Genomic DNA, 16,519 nt, shown 5'->3' with positions numbered 1-16,519 from the left:
ATATAGACATAAAGAATATAAAACTAGCCAAAAATTGCACTGGAGGTTAAGACGGATGTTACCTTTTTATGAGATTCGTAAGGATGAATTATCGGTTATCCGGAATTTGAAGGAGATTTCTTTCCCTCCACATATGCATGGATATCTTGAAATTCTATATGTCATTTCAGGGTCTCAACGGATTGAAGTGAATGATCAAACGTATGATTTGCACGAAGGTGACGCAGCAATGATATTCCCTGATATGGTTCACCGTTACGAAACAACTGGGGATTCGTATACGAGGGAGGTGTTAATTATTATCCATCCCAAGCTCTTAGGTGGTCTGTTTCCAGATCTGACTCGCTTCCATCCTAAGAATCCAACTATCACTAAACCATATGTTCATGAAGACGTTGCAGTCGCATTTGAGAAAGTGAAACGGGATGATGATTATGCCATTAAGCTTGGTTGGATTCACATCATCATCGCGCATCTATTGCGCGAAATTGAATTTGAACAAGTACAGCAACTCCCCGTGCAGGATTTATCCAAGAAGCTGATGGAATACTTAGCAACACATTTCACCGAGCCCATCACCCTAGACACACTTGCCTCCGAGTTTAACGTAAGTAAATATTATATTTCTCGCATCTTCTCCAAGCGATTCAAGATGAATTTACGAAACTATCTATCGATGCTTCGGGTTGAGTATGCTTCCATGTTAATTCGTACCACAGATGCGTCTCTAACAACGGTGTGGATGAATGCAGGATTCGATAGCCAGCGTACGTTCAATCGGGTGTTCCAGGCTATTTACGGCATGACACCACGAGATTTTAAGAACAATGTGAGTAACTATCTAAAATGAATGAAGAACAACCAGAGTACCATTGATTAGAATGGCTCTCTGGCTTTAGGAGTGGAAATAAGTCAACTATCAATGACTCATCAATGATTAATATGGTTTACAATGTCGTCTATAACTTCCTGACAAGTCAGAATCTCGTCGATTCCTCCTGCTGATGGAGAAACGCTGATGGTTCCTTGGTCTAAGTTTCCTAATAGGAGCGCCTCTTTATATCCGTTTTTATGATAGTGTATAGCCTTTTCAGCTTTTCCTTCCTTAATGAGCTGGTATGCTTTTAGTCCTCCTGGTGTTGGAATGGTTCGCTCATGTACTCCCAGCCGCGATTACAGGTATACTAACAGCTGCGGTTACTTGAGGTAGTAAGGTAAACAGACTAACATTGTACTGACTAATATGCCCTCCTGCTTCGCTACCGGTGACAATAACAGCGTCAGCTCCATGTTTCTCCGCTTCCATGATGTTCTGAACTGTAGGTGTGATCGGTCGATACAGAACCGTTATGCTGTGCTTTTTTAACTTAACCATTTCGCTTGCAATCATCTGGTTTCCAATGGCTACTACATATTTCACCTTTTCTTCGATCAGAATGTTGAAAAGCATTGTAGAAAATGGCTGAACACCACTGTCATCAAACGAAAAGATATAAATTAGATTGATCAGTGAGAGGAAGAAATATATGACTCGGACGCTGGAAGTTTCTCATAATCTGGTTTTGAAAGATCAAGCACGACGATTTCATGAGATCAGATCATTTCTGAATGATATACCGCAAGGTTCCTTAACCAAACAATTGAGAGAGTTAGAAGAAAATGGACTTATAACAAGAGAAGTATTTCCGGAAGTTCCACCACGTGTAGAGTACGCTCTGTCAGAGATAGGGCGCGATTTCCTGCCTATCTTGGATATGATGGAGAAGTTTGGACTGAAGCATAGGGAGATTAAAGAGACGCATGCGACTGATCCGACTGAGAAGAAAATAATGATCATACGATGTAATGAGACTTAATTCGCTTTCAGTTCATAATAAGGTACAATTAACTTCAAGTTAACTTTAACTAGGAAAGGATCGTTTATTATGTATAGTATTAGTGAAATTGAGAAAATTACAGGTTTACGACCCTCCACCCTTCGCTATTATGAGCAAGAAGGAATCTTACCTCATGTTGAACGAAATGCTTCAGGTAGAAGAGAATACTCGAACGAGGTTCTAGAGTGGCTTGAATTGGTTATCGCTTTAAAAGATACGGGAATGTCCATTGAAGATATTAAGGCTTATACAGAGCTGATTCGACAAGGCGATTCTTCTCTGGATGCCAGAAAAGAATTTTTGCTTATGCATAAAACCAGAGTGGAACGTACCGTGGCTCAGACGCAGTTCCATCTGGAGAAGATTATTCGCAAGATAGCGATCTACGATGTTTTGATGTATAAGAAGATGAAATAGGCTACGGATAATCATTTTTTAAAGTTAGTGTTGACTTCAAGTTAACTTTAAGAATTAAAGTAAAGTTATTACCTTGAAGGAGTGATTACATTGTCAGAACCAAAAGTATGGCTTATCACAGGATGTTCAACAGGATTTGGGCGAAACATTGCGGAGCAAGCGATTGATGCAGGGTATAAGGTCGTAGTAACTGCCCGTAATGTTGATCAGATAACCGATCTTACAGCGGGGCATGAAGATCATGTGCTTGCTCTCCCACTCGACGTTACTAATGCGGAACAGATTCGTAGTGCGGTTGACCGTACAATAGAGAAGTTTAATCGTATTGATGTGCTCGTAAACAATGCAGGTATCGGTTATTTCAGCTCTGTTGAGGAAAGCGTAGAGGAAGAAACGCGTAAGATGTTCGAGATTAACTTCTGGGGGCTCATGCATATGACGAATGCGGTACTCCCTTACATGCGTTCTCAAAAAAGTGGTCACATTATAAACTTCTCATCCATTGGCGGCTTAACTTCCTTCCCAACTCTCGGGTATTATCATGCTACGAAATATGCTGTTGAGGGAATATCTGAGAGCCTCTCACAAGAATTAGCACCTTTTAATATTCACGTGACTTTAATGGAGCCAAGTAGCTTCCGCACGGATTGGGGTGGCCGTTCTTCTGCCAAAACAGAGACAAGCATCCCTGAGCTTAAAGAATCCATTGTTGGACAAATGCTGCAAGGTATTCAACTAGGTGCTGGTCAAGAAGCTGGAGATCCTGCAAAGGCTGCCGAATCCGTTATTAAAGTTGTAGAAACTACAGAACCACCTCTTCGTTTGTTGCTTGGTCAACAAGCCTATGATGCGGCAACTTATAAATTTAGCAACATGCTTGCCAGCATAGAACAATGGAAAGAAACAACGATAAACGCAGATTACAAATCATAAACTGGTTAAATTTCTAAGGGTGGCTGACGTATAATGTCTGCTGCCCTTTGTGATTTATAAGATGGCAGTATCTTGTTCAGATTGGAACATAATGCTACCATGCCTGATTTACATTTTGATAACTTCCCTTGTATCTCTTTCCATGTGACTGTATATTGCTTCTTTAACGCGTGATCACTAATATTTGCTGTCGATCCCTGTATATAACGATCTAATTCATCCAAAGAATGTCCGAGGACTCCCGGCCTCTCTTACTTGATAACGATCTTCAGACGTTGAACCTATTTACGTGATGTCCTATCAGGACTACTCCTCCCTCATTTAAAACTTCTTTGATTCTTTATTCACCGTCTCCTGTGTTCAAAGTGAGCTTATCACAAAAGAAAAAATAAATAAAGTTGAGTTACTTGACTTTATATTATTATCGTCTTATATTTGTCCTTGTAAGTATCTTGCGATGGAGGTTTTAACATGACTAGACTTAATGGTAAACGAGCACTTATTACGGGTGGCACCAGCGGAATTGGCTTGGAGACAGCCAAACAATTTCTGGCTGAAGGCGCTGAATTGATTGTCACCGGAGTAACTCCGGCAAATGTAGAAAAAACGCAAAAGGAACTTGGAAATCAAGTCCTTGTGCTTCAGGCAGATTCCCGAGACCTCAATGCTCAACGTCAACTGGCTGATCGAGTTGAACAACATTTTGGCAAACTGGATATTGCCTTTTTAAACGCAGGCGTATCTGACTGGCGTCCATTCGAGCAAATCGATGAAGAAGCCTTTGACCGCTTGTTTGCTATCAACGTAAAAGCTCCATTTTTCTTAATGCAGGCATTAACTCCAGTGATGGCGAACCCATCCTCTGTCGTTTTAATGGGATCGAGCAGCTCTCATGCCGGATATGCACATTCCAACGCTTATGCGGCTACTAAAGGTGCCATTTCCACCCTGACCAAAGCCTGGAATTCCGACTTATTATCGTCTCACGGAATTCGCTTCAATACGGTGAGTCCTGGACCGATTGATACCCCGCTTTACGATAAGAACAAGCTAGGCGTGTCTGACGAAATTCGTGAGATGGTTATTAACCGCATTCGTGACGGGATTCCGGCTGGACGCATGGGTACTGCCGAAGAGATTGCCAAAGCTGTTGTTTATCTGGCTTCGGATGAGTCACGCTTCACCATTGGCGTTGACTTGGTTCTGGATGGCGCTCAAACGATTCTCTAATATGTTAGCCCTATTGCTGCTTAAGCCCTCCGAGGGTGCTTAGGCAGCTTTTTCTTTTAGAACACGATCAACTGTTGTATAGTAGAGAAGAGGGTGCTATCCCTCTGATAAGACTTAAATCCAACTTTGGAGTGGAATTATGGGAACTAAATCAACTTACCATGAACGTATAAAGGAAGAAAAAAGGGCGTGCGCGATTGCCGCTGCACAAGAACTGTTTTTTGAAAAAGGGTATGCGCGGACTACTTTAGCTCAGATTTCAAAACTTGCTGGTCTCTCTACAGGTACACTTTTCAATCATTTCCCGACGAAGGAATTGATTTTTGAAACCATCGTCAAGCATTTTTGGGAGCTTGATCCCGAATGGGACTTTCCACCGGAGCTCGGCTCTCCCTTGCAAGGATTAATAAAGTTCGGACGAGACTACGCATGCGTGCTGACTCGTGATGGGATGGCTCCTTTATTCCGGGTCGTCATTGCAGAAGCCAAGCAATTCCCCGAGCTCAGTCTTTTTCATTATGAACTGGGCGAAGGCGCCGTGCATCAGAAATTGACGCAATATTTAGTAGATGAAGTTCAATTGGGTAATATTAATCTGCCGGATGCGTCAAAAACGGCCAATGAATTTATGAGTCTAATTGCCGGGCAGGTGCTATGGCCCAAAATGTTGCTGCTTGATTTCAGTATTTCACGAGAGCAGGCTTTTCAAATAGCGGATGAGGCTGCTCATACGATTATAAACAAGTATGCTGACTAAAAAGACGAATACGAGAGATCTCCCAATATGAAAATCCCTCGTATTCGTTTACGTTCTTTGGAGAAATGAAGAACCATCAGGGTTTATTGAGTATCACCGTATTTTTAGAGCGACTTTTGCTTCAGAGAACTCACCTCTATCTGTGATGCGGTTCTCCGCACTTTCTGTCATAATCCAACCTTTAGCATGGTAGCCACTCAATAGAGACTCACAATCTACTTAGATAATCATCTAATCGGCAATCGGACTATGTTCTTGTCCATTCCGGCAATCGGTACAAGTCCTTGCCTCGGGACAAGAACTTGTACCGATAAAATAAAAAAGCCGCTAAAATAGCGACTTTCAACTAGGCATATGTTCTTGTCCCCCGACAGCCGTAGTGCCATCGTCTCCCGCCTTTGCCCGCGAGCACCTTGCCATGGTAATGATCCATATTTGCCCCCGATTTCGCTGCGTCCAACCCCACTGAATAACTTGCTGCGCTCTTGTACGCCATCGAATGATTCATTGAGCTGCGTGTAACGTGCTGTCTGTTCTTCCAGTTGTTGCTGACCATATTGATTAATTCAGAAAAGGTGCAATGCTCTCCTCCAACGAAGTTATTGGTTTGCCCATCAATTGCTCAAGGTCCTTAGACGTAGATCCGGTATCAATACTGCTTAAAAAAGGATAGATCCAATGTTGTACCGACACATCCTCTATGTGCATGACAGGTCTATTCGCCAATGCTGTGAGCACTTCAGCCAGATCAGCAAAGTTCCAAGTCTTTGGCGCGGCCAACTCATATATCCTCTGCTCATGCCCTTTCTCTGCAAGCACGTTCGCAATGGCCCATGCAAGATCACTGCGTGTAACCGCATTAAACCGCCAATCTCCGGCTGAAGTTGTTAGCACGCCACTTTGTATCGCTTCCTGCAGTCCAAGGACATTCACAAAATCAATATACAGCCCATTGCGCAAAATTGTATACTTCATCCCCGAATCAAATATGACCTGCTCGGTAAGTCTATGCACGCTACTCGAACCTTTAAGACTCGTCTGTGGGAAAGCAAAACTGGTATAAAGGATATGTTCAACTCCAGCGTTCTTCGCCGTATTGATTACACTTGTATGTTGAGTTAGCCGGACTGTATCATCGGTATGTGAGCTGGAAATCAGCAGCAATTTACTCACACCGGCAAAGGCATTCTGTAGCGTTCCCGGCCTATCATAGTCAATACAGCGAACCTCTCCACCCTGATCCTTTAAAGTTTTTAAAGTTTCGGACATCCCCCCATTACGGACACCTGCGATAATTTCTGTAGCGGGGACCCGGACTAGAAGATTTGCAATAATCAGATTGCCTAATTGTCCTGTGGCTCCTGTAATCATGATCGTCATCCTGCTTTTCCCTCCTGTAAAAGAATTGCAACAAGTAGTTAAGTTATTAACTAAATGAACAGAGTGATTCACTGGACTACAACACATTCCTCGCTGAACCAATCCCATCCCTTTCCAAACATGTCCTGCCTCAGAATCGACTTGTATTAGTATCGTTTTAAAGTTTATTAAGGATCACGACCTATTCAGCTTCTGTAACAGAACAATCAACTGATGCTGCTCCTGTTCATCTAACTTGCCCATTTGTAAAGCCACAGTTTCACGGTTACCCGGCAGATGCTCCCTCAATAATGTCCGTCCTGCATCGGTAATGGAAATCACCGTCTTGCGACCATCTCGGGCATGTTCAGCCCTCGCAATGTATCCATCACGCTCCAGCGGAGTCAGAAGCAAGCTAATGTTGGCCTTGGTGACACCTATTTTTTCGGCAAGCACTGAAGGCAGCATCGTTCCCCCATCTTTTGCAATCTCTACAAGTATGCGAATTCTTGCTCCATTCAGCCCTTGGGATTGCCAGTATTTCTCCGACACGGCCACCAGATTGGCAGTCGCCTCAACCATCGTAAAAAAAGCTTCATTGGGCAGTGGCAGATTAAGCAAATATTCTTGTAGCGTATCTTGTTTATGATCAATTGGCGGTAAGTTCTCTTCTTGCAGATTATCCATGTGTTCTGTCATCTCCATTTAGTTAATAGCTTAACTATATAGGAGAAGATAACTTACCCAATAGAAAATGTCAAATCATTATTTCTTTTCTATGAAAATCAAAACGCTCGCATGCTGGACTTCGTCGATTAAAGGTAGCCGTTTCCTTAAAATGACCATAGTGCACGGCCTTTCGCTTTTTAAACATATTCATAATCAGTTCATCTACCTTCTTCGGTAAGGCATGGAATACTGTCAAAAAGAGATTGAATCCTGACTTCATCCAGATCTGCCTGTAAACGATCCACCTCAACCTGAAGCTCAAAAATATAGAATTCGAACTGAGTATTGTCTTCAATAATTTGACTCTTGTTGCCGAACATAATCGCTTTGGCCACTGTATCCGTCATGTAGATATAACCAGGAGCCGTATCCACCCCAAGAACAAAGTCTTCTGGTGTATAGATGAGATCCGCATCGATGAGCGTCAGCCCTCAAGACAAAATAGATTAAGCACGTTTGCTGGTAGTTCCGTGATAGAGGGTAATCTTTTGATTTGTTATGTTATCCATCAGGCTAAAACCTCTTAAACTCAGTCATTGCATGACTGAAATAGAGTACGATTTGAACGGAGCTGGGATGAGGAAATCGATGATTAATACACTGCTCAGTAAAATCAGAAAGCTCCCTTGTTGAAAATTGATTGATCAAATTAGAACTATCCAGATTTATGGCCATTATGTATTCGGATCCGGTATACTTCTTCACAAGCATTACTAGATGATGGGATTCATCGCCATGGTTTATTGAAACTTCAAGTGTTTAAATTTTTTGATCAACGGCATCAACAATCCATACAAACTGCCAGAAGCTCACCCTTTTCAACGAAATTAAACTGCCCGTTAGTTTAATGAATTGAAGGGCAAGTTGTCGATTAGATATATGTCTAATCGGCAATAGGAACATGTTCATGTCCAATACGGTAATCGGTACAAGTTCTTGTCCCTCGACACTTAGGTGACATTCTAATTTATTTAATCATCGCTGAGCAAATAAAAAAACGCCAGCAAAGCTGGCGGGAAAAGTAAGAAGTGAGCTATTACACTAAGAAAGCTTTAGAGATAATAACCAATAAAATAAAGAGTACGAGTATTGCACCAATGGACGTAAAACTACCATATCCTCCACTTACTCCTCCTACATTACCATTTCCATAACCTACTTCACTCATGCTCCCATCTCCTTCTTTGTGGTATGAGATAGATTATTCAGGTGCATCTATTTTGACAAGGCTTTATAAAAAAAAAGGCCCTCAACCATTCAGCTGAGGATGAGAATCCCCTTTATCATACCCGCAAGCACACAAAAATATTCTTCAAACCGACCCATCCCATCTAAACACACTATTGTTATATGACAGACAATTGCCTTTTTTCATAATGTTTACAGATTGCACGAAACTTTTGAACACCGATTCCACATCTACTCGCTTGTAAAAGATATTGACCCTTATTGCTTTATTTACTTACAAATTTAATACCGCACACCTTGCCGGCGTGAGTTTCAACACTCATACTGCGTAGAAGCTGCCGGGCTTTTTGGCGAGAAGCGGGGAAATTACAATTCTTCAGAATAAAAAGCTTTAGATACGGATTCCGTAGCTTTATCAATAAAAGCTGCAATTTTACTGGGGCTTTCCTTCAGACCACTACTCACCCACTTTTTAATAATAGCTATACTGCCATGAGCGGTGAACGTATACCAGGACTCAAATAATTGAGGATCAAAATATTTTAATTCCGTCTTCCATCGTTCAATAGTTAAATCGTGACTGATATAAAGGATTCGTTCCAATAATTCTTTATCGCCATGCTCTGAGAACAGAACCTCACATATCGTTTTATTCGCTTTTATATACTTACATAATTCATAAGATAGCGTTTGAGGGTTTGAAGAACTCACCCCAACTTGCTTAATGTCTTTGTAAAGATCATTTTCAATCGTGGAAAGAAGCTCAAACTGATTAGCATAGTGTGTATAAAAGGTGTTGCGATTAATCCCTGCTTCTCTGCAAATGTCGGTCACGGTAACTTTATTGATAGACCGTTCTGTCAAAAGCTTCAACAGGCTTTCTTTGATAACCATTTTTGTATATCTCACTCTGTGATCTGTTTTTTTCTCTGCCATAATATCCTCCCAATTTAAAATAATGAACAAATCTAAGGTGGTTTGTATGATAACTAACATATCTCAATCGAACAGACTGTTGTTTAAGTAACACAGTGAAATTATAATTTATTTGAACGTTCAATTCTATTTTTAAACTTAAATGGAGGTGAAATATGGGTGATATAACTGTAGTACCTGTATGGATAATTCAAGATATTATCGTCTTAATTGCTGCTGTTCTAATGGTTTTCTATATCCTTGATAAGGAAACACATCCCAAAACGGTTCTACTGCAGTTTATAGGTTTTGTGTTTTTTTACGCAGCCGTTTTTGAAATTACTGCTTCATCGCTTGGGGAAGGTTTTTACGCCTATGGGCGGAGTATTTTAATGTTATTTAATATACCGATTACTGTCCCTATTATTGAGTTTCTGATCATTTATTCCACTTTGCGTGTTCTAAAGTCTGTAAATATACCGTCCTGGACTAAACCATTTATTACGGGATTGAGTGCTATGGTTTTTGACTTTTCATTGGACCCGGTGGCTGTTAAACAGATATTTCAGACTACAGATGGACTCATGGCAAGATGGACTTATTATCCGCTAGCCGATGAGCCTCAAATCTATGGGGAACCTGTGATGAATTTTACAGGATGGATTTATATAGCGGGATATTGGACCATCTTTATCCTACTTGGTGAATGGTGGCATAAAAAGAAAGGCTACAGTAAATCAATTGGTTATATCTATCCGTTTCTGGCGGCCATTCTGTCATTAGCGTGTATGTTCTCACCTTTATCTAACTTCTTTAATTATATGGGGCCGTTCTTCGAAAGAACCTCTAATATGCAATGGGTGATGTTGATTACACTTTCTGTAATTACAATCGGAATTTTAGCATTAGCTTTTATAAAGTTTTGGGACCGGAAGGTTAATTATTCAATCACTCCCAAAAAAGATTTTCCTATCATGTTTACTTTCGTGGGGTTCCCCCTAGTCAATACGATATTTTGCATTATAGGAGGTTACACGGAAGTGTTGTGGCTGGTCGCTATGGCTCAGATCCTATTATTGCTAGGCTGGATTGGAATTTACATTATGGGTAAAAAAGCAAGTCCAATCACGAAATAACCATAATCCCAAGCATTGAGGCAAAGACACACTTTCATTAATATTCCTTTTCGGCATTTTTATTTTGGTGCTTCTTGCTTACATGAAAAGAAATAGACCGCCCACCCTAAGTAACAGTCTATTCCGACCACCACCTAGCGGCCGACTGCTCTTTATGTAGTTTCAATTGTATAATTTCTTGTTTCTACCACAATAAACGTATTAACAAGCTAAAGACCCGCCTGATCCGCAAGGATCCGGCAGGTCTTTTATTGGCCGAATGATATTTGAATATCTTTAAATCGCTTTGCGAGATTCGAGCTTCCGATTGCTTTGAAGACGGCCCAAAGGTCCTTAAGCTCACTTTGACATATTAATTGGACAAGCCGTACGCTTTTCGGATCAGCGAGAAATATTCGTCCGCCTTAACCACCTGGAACTCGACTCCAAGAGATTCCGTAATCGCCAGCACATCCGATGGGGTCATGCTCCATGCATTAATCCCAACTGAAATAAACGTTGGAGATTTGCCATCCCATTCGGTCTTGGTACGATTCAAAATATCTTTACCATCCTGCACCGTTGAGATGCCTCGCAAAATGGAAACCGGAAGGCTGCCATTCATGATTTGAACATTGGCTTTGTCCTCGCCTGCGAGGAACAGGCCTGGAAGTTTATAGTTCTTCTCGTACGCAGCTGCAATCGAATCACTCAGCGGAACGTCTTTTCCAAGTTCACGATTGAGTACAAAAGGGTACGACATGTTTGTTTTCTTCAGATAAGAGAAGGTTTGTTTCAGATACTCCGGGAATGTGTCTGTTGGCCAGACATTTGGATTGAAGTAACCCACTCCGGATGGGCCTGCAACAAGCTGATCATTTGGTGTCGCGGTTGAACGGTAATAGTTTAGGATGGCGGGAGCTGCATCATAGAGCAACGGACTGGAAGTCCAGTTGATAGGCACTTTACCCCGAGCGGGATCAGCCCACAGGTTGCGCATATGATTCTGATCGTATTGCAGGTTGTCACCTTCGCCAAAGGTATAGGTTACATAGATTTTGTTCTCCAGCTTGGATTTTACCGGTTTGGGAGCAGGCTGTTGTTTTACGTTTGTTCCTGAAAATACGGTCATGTTATGGAACCAGTCGGAAGGAACAACATAGACACCATGACGAGATGTGAGTTCTATGCCAGCAACTTCACCTTCAAAATCATTGTCGAACCAACCCAGATAAGGTGTCCCTGGCTTTACATCAGACAGAATCTTCTCAAATAGCGCCTTTTCCTCTGGCACACTGGTAGACAACCAGAACACCATGGCTTTGTTTGCTACAGCATAATCGCGGAGATAGCCATAAGGTTCCTTTTCTTCAGACGAGAGTGGTTGAACATTGCTCGCAGATACCTTGTATTGGTTCCACATCTCGATCGATACAGTTAGTTGCTTTGTGTCCGCTGCAGGCTTAAATTCGTATACAAAGTAGTTTCCATTATCTGCGAAGCGGTGATCGCTTCCAGGCAAAAATTTGGAGTTATGTCGGTCATAGAGAAACGCTTCTTCCTCAGAAGAACCCGTTTTGAAATCCGCAATAATCTGTCCATCTGCTTTCACCGTCACTTGATGAACGGCAGGTCCCCAGCCATCCTGAGGAAAGGCATCATTGAAGCGGAGGTAGACCGCTTCTTTTCCCAAATAGGATGACAAGTCATAGTCATAGGTCTTCCTGTTGCTTGCATCACGAATCTGTTCCTTCTCGACTCCAACCGTTTGGAATGAATCAAAATTTTCGGACGGAATCGGGATGGAGGTGTCTGGACTCAATCCGACCAACATTCGTTGAGTCGTCTGGCTCCAGAGATGCTCATACTGCCAGTTGTATGCATCCATACGATTCTTGAACTTGCCCTGCAAGTCTTCGATTACCGACAGGTGATACGGTGCAGCAGTCAATTGTTGAGCCAGTTCAGGACTGGCAACAACAGCATTTTTGAGTCCGGCAAGTGTCGTTGCCACATTAATGGAATCCGGCAGCTGCGGATCATATACGATAATGCCTTTGATCTCTTTCGCATATTTCTTGAGAACATCCATTACGTTGTCATGCTGCTTATAAGGGACGTTCAAGTCCTGCAGCCAAGGGTCTACTTTATTCTGTTGAATGTAGATTCGCGGCTTTTCTCGATTGATTACCCCTTCAAGCGTCGTCAAAAGCAATTTGATATCGCCAGATTCCTCATATACATTCGCCACATCCAAACGTTCTACTTTATTGAAAGTTGGAAGCGCTTGATTTTGAGGCCACTTCAAAGAGTTTGTATGCTTCAACTCATCTGTGGCAGCAAATGCACTAGCCGATAACACGGTTGTACAGACCAGGGCAACACACAAAACGGTTAATTTACGAATCATAAAGTTCATATCTCCTTTTAGAGGTAATTCAAAAAGTCAACTTTTGATCACGAGGTAACTCGAGAAGCAATTTCGACATCGAATCTTGAATTCAGCCGGGCCTTCCGTTGCTCACGTAGGTTTGCAAGCACATGCTTCTTAAGCCGTTTTCTCCAAAAACGTGTAGCTCCGCTACTCCGTCCCTAGCTTCATCCAACTCCAGCGTTTTGAAAAAACGCACTTCGGAAGCATAAGCTTCGGTGCTGAAAACCTGACTTTTTAAACACGCATTTTTAATGTTTTTTTTATGATTTGTTGTGATGTTGCGTCTGTGATGTTCTTCGCGTTCGTCGGATCAACCTCACCTGTCCATTAATTCCTGATGTCAGCGCTGACTTTCCATACAAATTCTCCAGTGTATTTGCGGCATGTAAGTTCATTTCATTCAATCCTTCTTGAATATATGGCGTTATGTTCCATTGGTAAGGCGGCCATAAACGGATACCTGCTTCAATATCATTCACATATAGGCTTGCTGTCTCCCTTATATCTTCGGCTACCAGCCATAGCTCCTCATTTGCAGCTAAGTTTACGTTAGACAGATCCACCTGCTGCGAGTAGACACCCGTACCTGAATAATAAGGATAGCCAGCAGTATTCCAACATCCACCCCATTGTTCCACATCGGTAGTTAACGTCGTATCGTTTTCTATCGCGAACGGACCAATCAGAAATGCTGGGAATGAAATAGCGGGCATTGGCTCCAATAACGAAACCGTCAGAATTTCCAACTCATTCTCGCAAGCCAACAAATGTGGAGTGATATCTACACTGTCATAATCACCATCCTGCCACGAAGAGCGTCTTAACGCTTCCTGACGTACCCCATTGACGAATATTTCCAGATTACGCCTACGCTGCAAAAATCCGATATGGGATGGAATGTTCTGATCTACATCATCCAGAAGCAATTCCATCCTGCCCCATGATTCTTCTCCCGCCTTACCGGAACGATCCGAACCACAGCGGTATTGAAGCCGTTCAATCAATTTTGGCGTCATGCCAAACGTCGTTCGATACGTATTTACTTGCCCGGGCATGATCGCGTTCATCCTGGAATGTCGGTCATTCAACGTGACATGCCATTGATCTAGCAGAAGAACGTTGGGGCCTGCGGTCCTGAACCCCCACTGCTCATCCAGAATGACCTCTACCACATTCGTGGAAAAAGATTTATCTCCCAGGCACGCTTGCTCTGTATACTCCGCATGATCCGTACGTTCTAGCGGAAAAGAGGAGCTCTCTTGAGGACTTACCGACAGCACACGCAGCTCTCCGGGTACGAATGAAAGGGACGATTCAGCGTCAATGCAGCATACTCTTCCACTCTCCAACTCCCACTCTTCCAAGCCACCTTTCTTTTCATCGCAAATGAACTTAATGGTCACGGAGTGCTCCGACCAATTCATCAGCCATACATACACCAGATTTCCAATTCTGCGTTCGACGCTAATCAAATCGTCAGACTGTCCTTCAATCCAATCCCATCGTATTACCGGTGGTTCTCTGATCAACTCCCCTAATCGAATACAAAACGCTTCGAGTTGATCCAGATGCTGACTCTGACCGCCTTGATGAACAGCGTCATCCATGGAATAAAAGAGGCTGTGCCCCTTGCCAACAGCACGTAATTTTCCGTGCGGCGGATCGGAACCAAACAGCTGCTGGATATCCTTCAACAACACCGAATCATGCCGCAAAAATTCACTATGCTGCGGAATCGTACCTATCGCAATTAACGTGCCGCCCTGGTTAACAAAGGATACAAGCCTGGCTGCAACATCTCTTGACATCACCTCTATTTCCGGCATAACGAGGATCGAATATCCATGGCCATCAAATTGCAAACCCTCTCCTTCAACAAGGAGCGCTTCGCGAAGCTGGCATTCATCCACATAGTCGTAGTCGATAGAGGATCGCAGCAAGCGATCTGACAAAAGCGAGAACAGCACATCTGATGAAGGATGCATATCCGCTTCGCCTGATGTGAACATGGTTTCATATACCGTATGGATAGGCGATAACAGCAGAACTTCCGGCGTTCGTTTTCCTTTTGCTCCAAGCAGACTCAATCGCCCTATATAATCGGCAAAAGCACGATAATGCAGCCAATGGGGTGCATGTTTGAATTCAGTCGGTGGAAAGTCGGTCTTCCGATACCCGGCAAACGAATAATAGAATGCATGCGGAATAAACAGATTAACTCCCAAGAAAGCCATAAAATTGGCATCAAGTCGCCGCTGGCGCATGGAATAACCATGACCACTTGCACCAAAGGCTTCACAGATCACCCGTTCCTTCCTGTTCAGCTGCGCGACAGAAGCCGCCGTCTTGACGGACACAATGCGATGCGGATTCGCCTTTGACCCGATGCCGGGAGTGAGATAATCCACGCCTGCATAGTGGAATTGCTGCAATACCCGGGTCTGATTGCCTTGAGATCGAGCCTGCCCCCAGACAGGCTCCTCCAGCGTATGACCGATATAGAGCAGACCGGATTGTCCACACCATGTACGAATCGCTGCATGATATCCATCCACGTACCAGCGGGTGATCGTATCATAATATTGCTGTCTTGCGGATCGGCTGCCGTTTGCCATGGGATACAACAATGCCCCCAACCGCGGGATTAAATCATACCCGTTCTCTTGCTGATATCGTTCGACCATCCCCTCAGTCCAAGCGAAGACGAGCCCAGGCAAAGTAGCCTCCACATCATGAACGGCGGTTCGGATGGCCTCCACCCCAAAGAAGCCATCGTGAATCATAAGACCCGGCTCGTCAGTAAACACCCCTTGAATGGTTGATCCGTAATAGGGCTTTAATGCCAGAAACGGTTCATAAGACATCCGAATGAAAGACTGAACCGCTTCCGGATTCAATGTATCCAGGTAATACCCTTTAGCGAAGGTGATTCCCTCGGCAATCTCACATGACCAGCAAGCGAGAACAATATAAGAATTATGGGCGTGACCCGGACTCCACTCCTCTCCCCAACAATGCGTGATATTTTCCGGTTCATCATAAAGCAACCACTCTCCATTGCGGTTAACCGCGCGATAGGCCAGGATGGCAATCAGCTCATTGTGATCATGGGAGGCAAAATCCAGCTTCAAGCTTTCCTGCGGCGCATCTCGCACATATCGCTTTTCCTCTATTCTCAAATAACGCATGCGATATTCCGGTTGTTCCCGTGTCAGTTTTCCACCCAATGTTCCGCTCGGCCAATTCTCCTCATCGTACAGCCAAACAACCATATTTCGTTTCTCGCATTCTGCTGTGCAGAACTCCAGCACATCCATAAATTCCGGCGAGAGATATGGGATTAGCATCCCATGCCGAGCATGCAGAACCACACCGCCGACACCCGCTTCATACATGGATTGAATCTGGCTCTCCAGTTCCGTCTTCTCCAGCTCATGATTCAGAAACCAAAAAGGCTGTGGACGATATGTTTCATCCGGATTCGCAAATTGTTGTTTGAGTTGTATGGAAGGGTTACAGATTTCTTCTGCGTCTGCCTTCATACTCACCACCTGCCTTCACACCC

Annotated in this window: 15 protein-coding genes and 1 pseudogene; 8 read left to right on the top strand and 8 right to left on the bottom strand. The window is 43.3% G+C overall.

Annotated features, from left to right (window positions below; translation table 11 throughout):
• Window positions 1-55 precede the first annotated feature (55 nt).
• A complete protein-coding gene (locus tag NKT06_RS16650) occupies window positions 56-850 on the top strand; it encodes a helix-turn-helix transcriptional regulator (RefSeq protein WP_253436699.1) in 795 nt (264 codons plus the stop codon).
• A 303-nt stretch (window positions 851-1,153) separates the two neighbouring features.
• Here the strand turns inward: NKT06_RS16650 and NKT06_RS16645 are convergent, their stop codons facing one another.
• Complete coding sequence (locus tag NKT06_RS16645; protein WP_253436696.1) at window positions 1,154-1,420, bottom strand: nitronate monooxygenase; 267 nt, start codon at window positions 1,418-1,420, stop codon at window positions 1,154-1,156.
• A 106-nt stretch (window positions 1,421-1,526) separates the two neighbouring features.
• Here NKT06_RS16645 and NKT06_RS16640 point away from each other — a divergent pair, with 106 nt between their 5' ends.
• The 5 genes from NKT06_RS16640 to NKT06_RS16620 all read left to right on the top strand — a co-directional run bounded on the left by NKT06_RS16640 (window position 1,527) and on the right by NKT06_RS16620 (window position 5,214).
• A complete protein-coding gene (locus NKT06_RS16640) occupies window positions 1,527-1,856 on the top strand; it encodes a winged helix-turn-helix transcriptional regulator (RefSeq protein ID WP_253436694.1) in 330 nt (109 codons plus the stop codon).
• 69 nt (window positions 1,857-1,925) lie between these two features.
• Window positions 1,926-2,294, top strand: coding sequence for a MerR family transcriptional regulator (locus tag NKT06_RS16635; RefSeq protein ID WP_253436691.1), 369 nt, complete (start codon window positions 1,926-1,928; stop codon window positions 2,292-2,294).
• Window positions 2,295-2,384: 90 nt separating this feature from the next.
• Window positions 2,385-3,227: an oxidoreductase gene (locus NKT06_RS16630; RefSeq protein WP_253436688.1), complete on the top strand. Its 843-nt coding sequence runs from the start codon at window positions 2,385-2,387 to the stop codon at window positions 3,225-3,227.
• 471 nt (window positions 3,228-3,698) lie between these two features.
• A complete protein-coding gene (locus tag NKT06_RS16625) occupies window positions 3,699-4,457 on the top strand; it encodes an SDR family oxidoreductase (protein WP_253436685.1) in 759 nt (252 codons plus the stop codon).
• Window positions 4,458-4,596: 139 nt separating this feature from the next.
• Window positions 4,597-5,214: a TetR/AcrR family transcriptional regulator gene (locus NKT06_RS16620; RefSeq protein ID WP_091029717.1), complete on the top strand. Its 618-nt coding sequence runs from the start codon at window positions 4,597-4,599 to the stop codon at window positions 5,212-5,214.
• 561 nt (window positions 5,215-5,775) lie between these two features.
• Here the strand turns inward: NKT06_RS16620 and NKT06_RS16615 are convergent.
• The 5 genes from NKT06_RS16615 to NKT06_RS16595 form a co-directional block, all read right to left on the bottom strand.
• Entirely contained in the window at window positions 5,776-6,594 is an 819-nt protein-coding gene (locus NKT06_RS16615; protein ID WP_253436682.1) for an NAD(P)H-binding protein, read from the bottom strand.
• Between the two features lie 174 nt (window positions 6,595-6,768).
• Window positions 6,769-7,260 carry a MarR family winged helix-turn-helix transcriptional regulator gene (locus NKT06_RS16610; protein WP_253436679.1) on the bottom strand — a complete coding sequence of 164 codons (492 nt, stop codon included), beginning with the start codon at window positions 7,258-7,260 and terminating at the stop codon, window positions 6,769-6,771.
• Window positions 7,261-7,460: 200 nt separating this feature from the next.
• The gene (locus NKT06_RS16605) at window positions 7,461-7,649 is read right to left on the bottom strand and encodes a hypothetical protein (protein ID WP_253436676.1); all 189 of its coding nucleotides are present in this window, start codon (window positions 7,647-7,649) and stop codon (window positions 7,461-7,463) included.
• 689 nt (window positions 7,650-8,338) lie between these two features.
• Window positions 8,339-8,470, bottom strand: coding sequence for a YjcZ family sporulation protein (locus NKT06_RS16600; protein ID WP_253436673.1), 132 nt, complete (start codon window positions 8,468-8,470; stop codon window positions 8,339-8,341).
• A gap of 386 nt (window positions 8,471-8,856) precedes the next feature.
• Complete coding sequence (locus NKT06_RS16595) at window positions 8,857-9,426, bottom strand: TetR/AcrR family transcriptional regulator (protein ID WP_253436670.1); 570 nt, start codon at window positions 9,424-9,426, stop codon at window positions 8,857-8,859.
• A 155-nt stretch (window positions 9,427-9,581) separates the two neighbouring features.
• Here NKT06_RS16595 and NKT06_RS16590 point away from each other — a divergent pair, with 155 nt between their 5' ends.
• A complete protein-coding gene (locus tag NKT06_RS16590; protein WP_253436667.1) occupies window positions 9,582-10,541 on the top strand; it encodes a carotenoid biosynthesis protein in 960 nt (319 codons plus the stop codon).
• Between the two features lie 25 nt (window positions 10,542-10,566).
• Window positions 10,567-10,701 (top strand): annotated as a pseudogene (locus NKT06_RS31915) (putative holin-like toxin); the annotation flags it as partial.
• A gap of 192 nt (window positions 10,702-10,893) precedes the next feature.
• Here NKT06_RS31915 and NKT06_RS16585 read toward each other — a convergent pair.
• Together NKT06_RS16585 and NKT06_RS16580 are read right to left on the bottom strand one after the other, a co-directional pair.
• On the bottom strand, window positions 10,894-12,930 hold the full coding sequence (locus tag NKT06_RS16585) for a GxGYxYP domain-containing protein (RefSeq protein WP_253436662.1): 2,037 nt from the start codon (window positions 12,928-12,930) through the stop codon (window positions 10,894-10,896).
• A gap of 284 nt (window positions 12,931-13,214) precedes the next feature.
• A complete protein-coding gene (locus NKT06_RS16580) occupies window positions 13,215-16,496 on the bottom strand; it encodes a glycosyl hydrolase (RefSeq protein WP_253436659.1) in 3,282 nt (1,093 codons plus the stop codon).
• Window positions 16,497-16,519: the final 23 nt, after the last annotated feature.

The organism is Paenibacillus sp. 1781tsa1, from assembly GCF_024159265.1.
Lineage (GTDB): Bacteria > Bacillota > Bacilli > Paenibacillales > Paenibacillaceae > Paenibacillus.
Note: the sequence above shows the minus strand (reverse complement) of the source record. Positions and strands in the feature narration are given on the sequence as shown.

Coding starts and splice junctions, on each gene's coding strand:
- NKT06_RS16640 (WP_253436694.1), top strand. CDS start 1,527: ATGACTCGGACGCTGGAAGTTTCTCATAATCTGGTTTTGAAAGATCAA.
- NKT06_RS16585 (WP_253436662.1), bottom strand. CDS start 12,930: ATGATTCGTAAATTAACCGTTTTGTGTGTTGCCCTGGTCTGTACAACC.
- NKT06_RS16595 (WP_253436670.1), bottom strand. CDS start 9,426: ATGGCAGAGAAAAAAACAGATCACAGAGTGAGATATACAAAAATGGTT.
- NKT06_RS16650 (WP_253436699.1), top strand. CDS start 56: ATGTTACCTTTTTATGAGATTCGTAAGGATGAATTATCGGTTATCCGG.
- NKT06_RS16625 (WP_253436685.1), top strand. CDS start 3,699: ATGACTAGACTTAATGGTAAACGAGCACTTATTACGGGTGGCACCAGC.
- NKT06_RS16605 (WP_253436676.1), bottom strand. CDS start 7,649: ATGACGGATACAGTGGCCAAAGCGATTATGTTCGGCAACAAGAGTCAA.
- NKT06_RS16580 (WP_253436659.1), bottom strand. CDS start 16,496: ATGAAGGCAGACGCAGAAGAAATCTGTAACCCTTCCATACAACTCAAA.
- NKT06_RS16610 (WP_253436679.1), bottom strand. CDS start 7,260: ATGGATAATCTGCAAGAAGAGAACTTACCGCCAATTGATCATAAACAA.
- NKT06_RS16600 (WP_253436673.1), bottom strand. CDS start 8,470: ATGAGTGAAGTAGGTTATGGAAATGGTAATGTAGGAGGAGTAAGTGGA.
- NKT06_RS16635 (WP_253436691.1), top strand. CDS start 1,926: ATGTATAGTATTAGTGAAATTGAGAAAATTACAGGTTTACGACCCTCC.
- NKT06_RS16590 (WP_253436667.1), top strand. CDS start 9,582: ATGGGTGATATAACTGTAGTACCTGTATGGATAATTCAAGATATTATC.
- NKT06_RS16615 (WP_253436682.1), bottom strand. CDS start 6,594: ATGACGATCATGATTACAGGAGCCACAGGACAATTAGGCAATCTGATT.
- NKT06_RS16620 (WP_091029717.1), top strand. CDS start 4,597: ATGGGAACTAAATCAACTTACCATGAACGTATAAAGGAAGAAAAAAGG.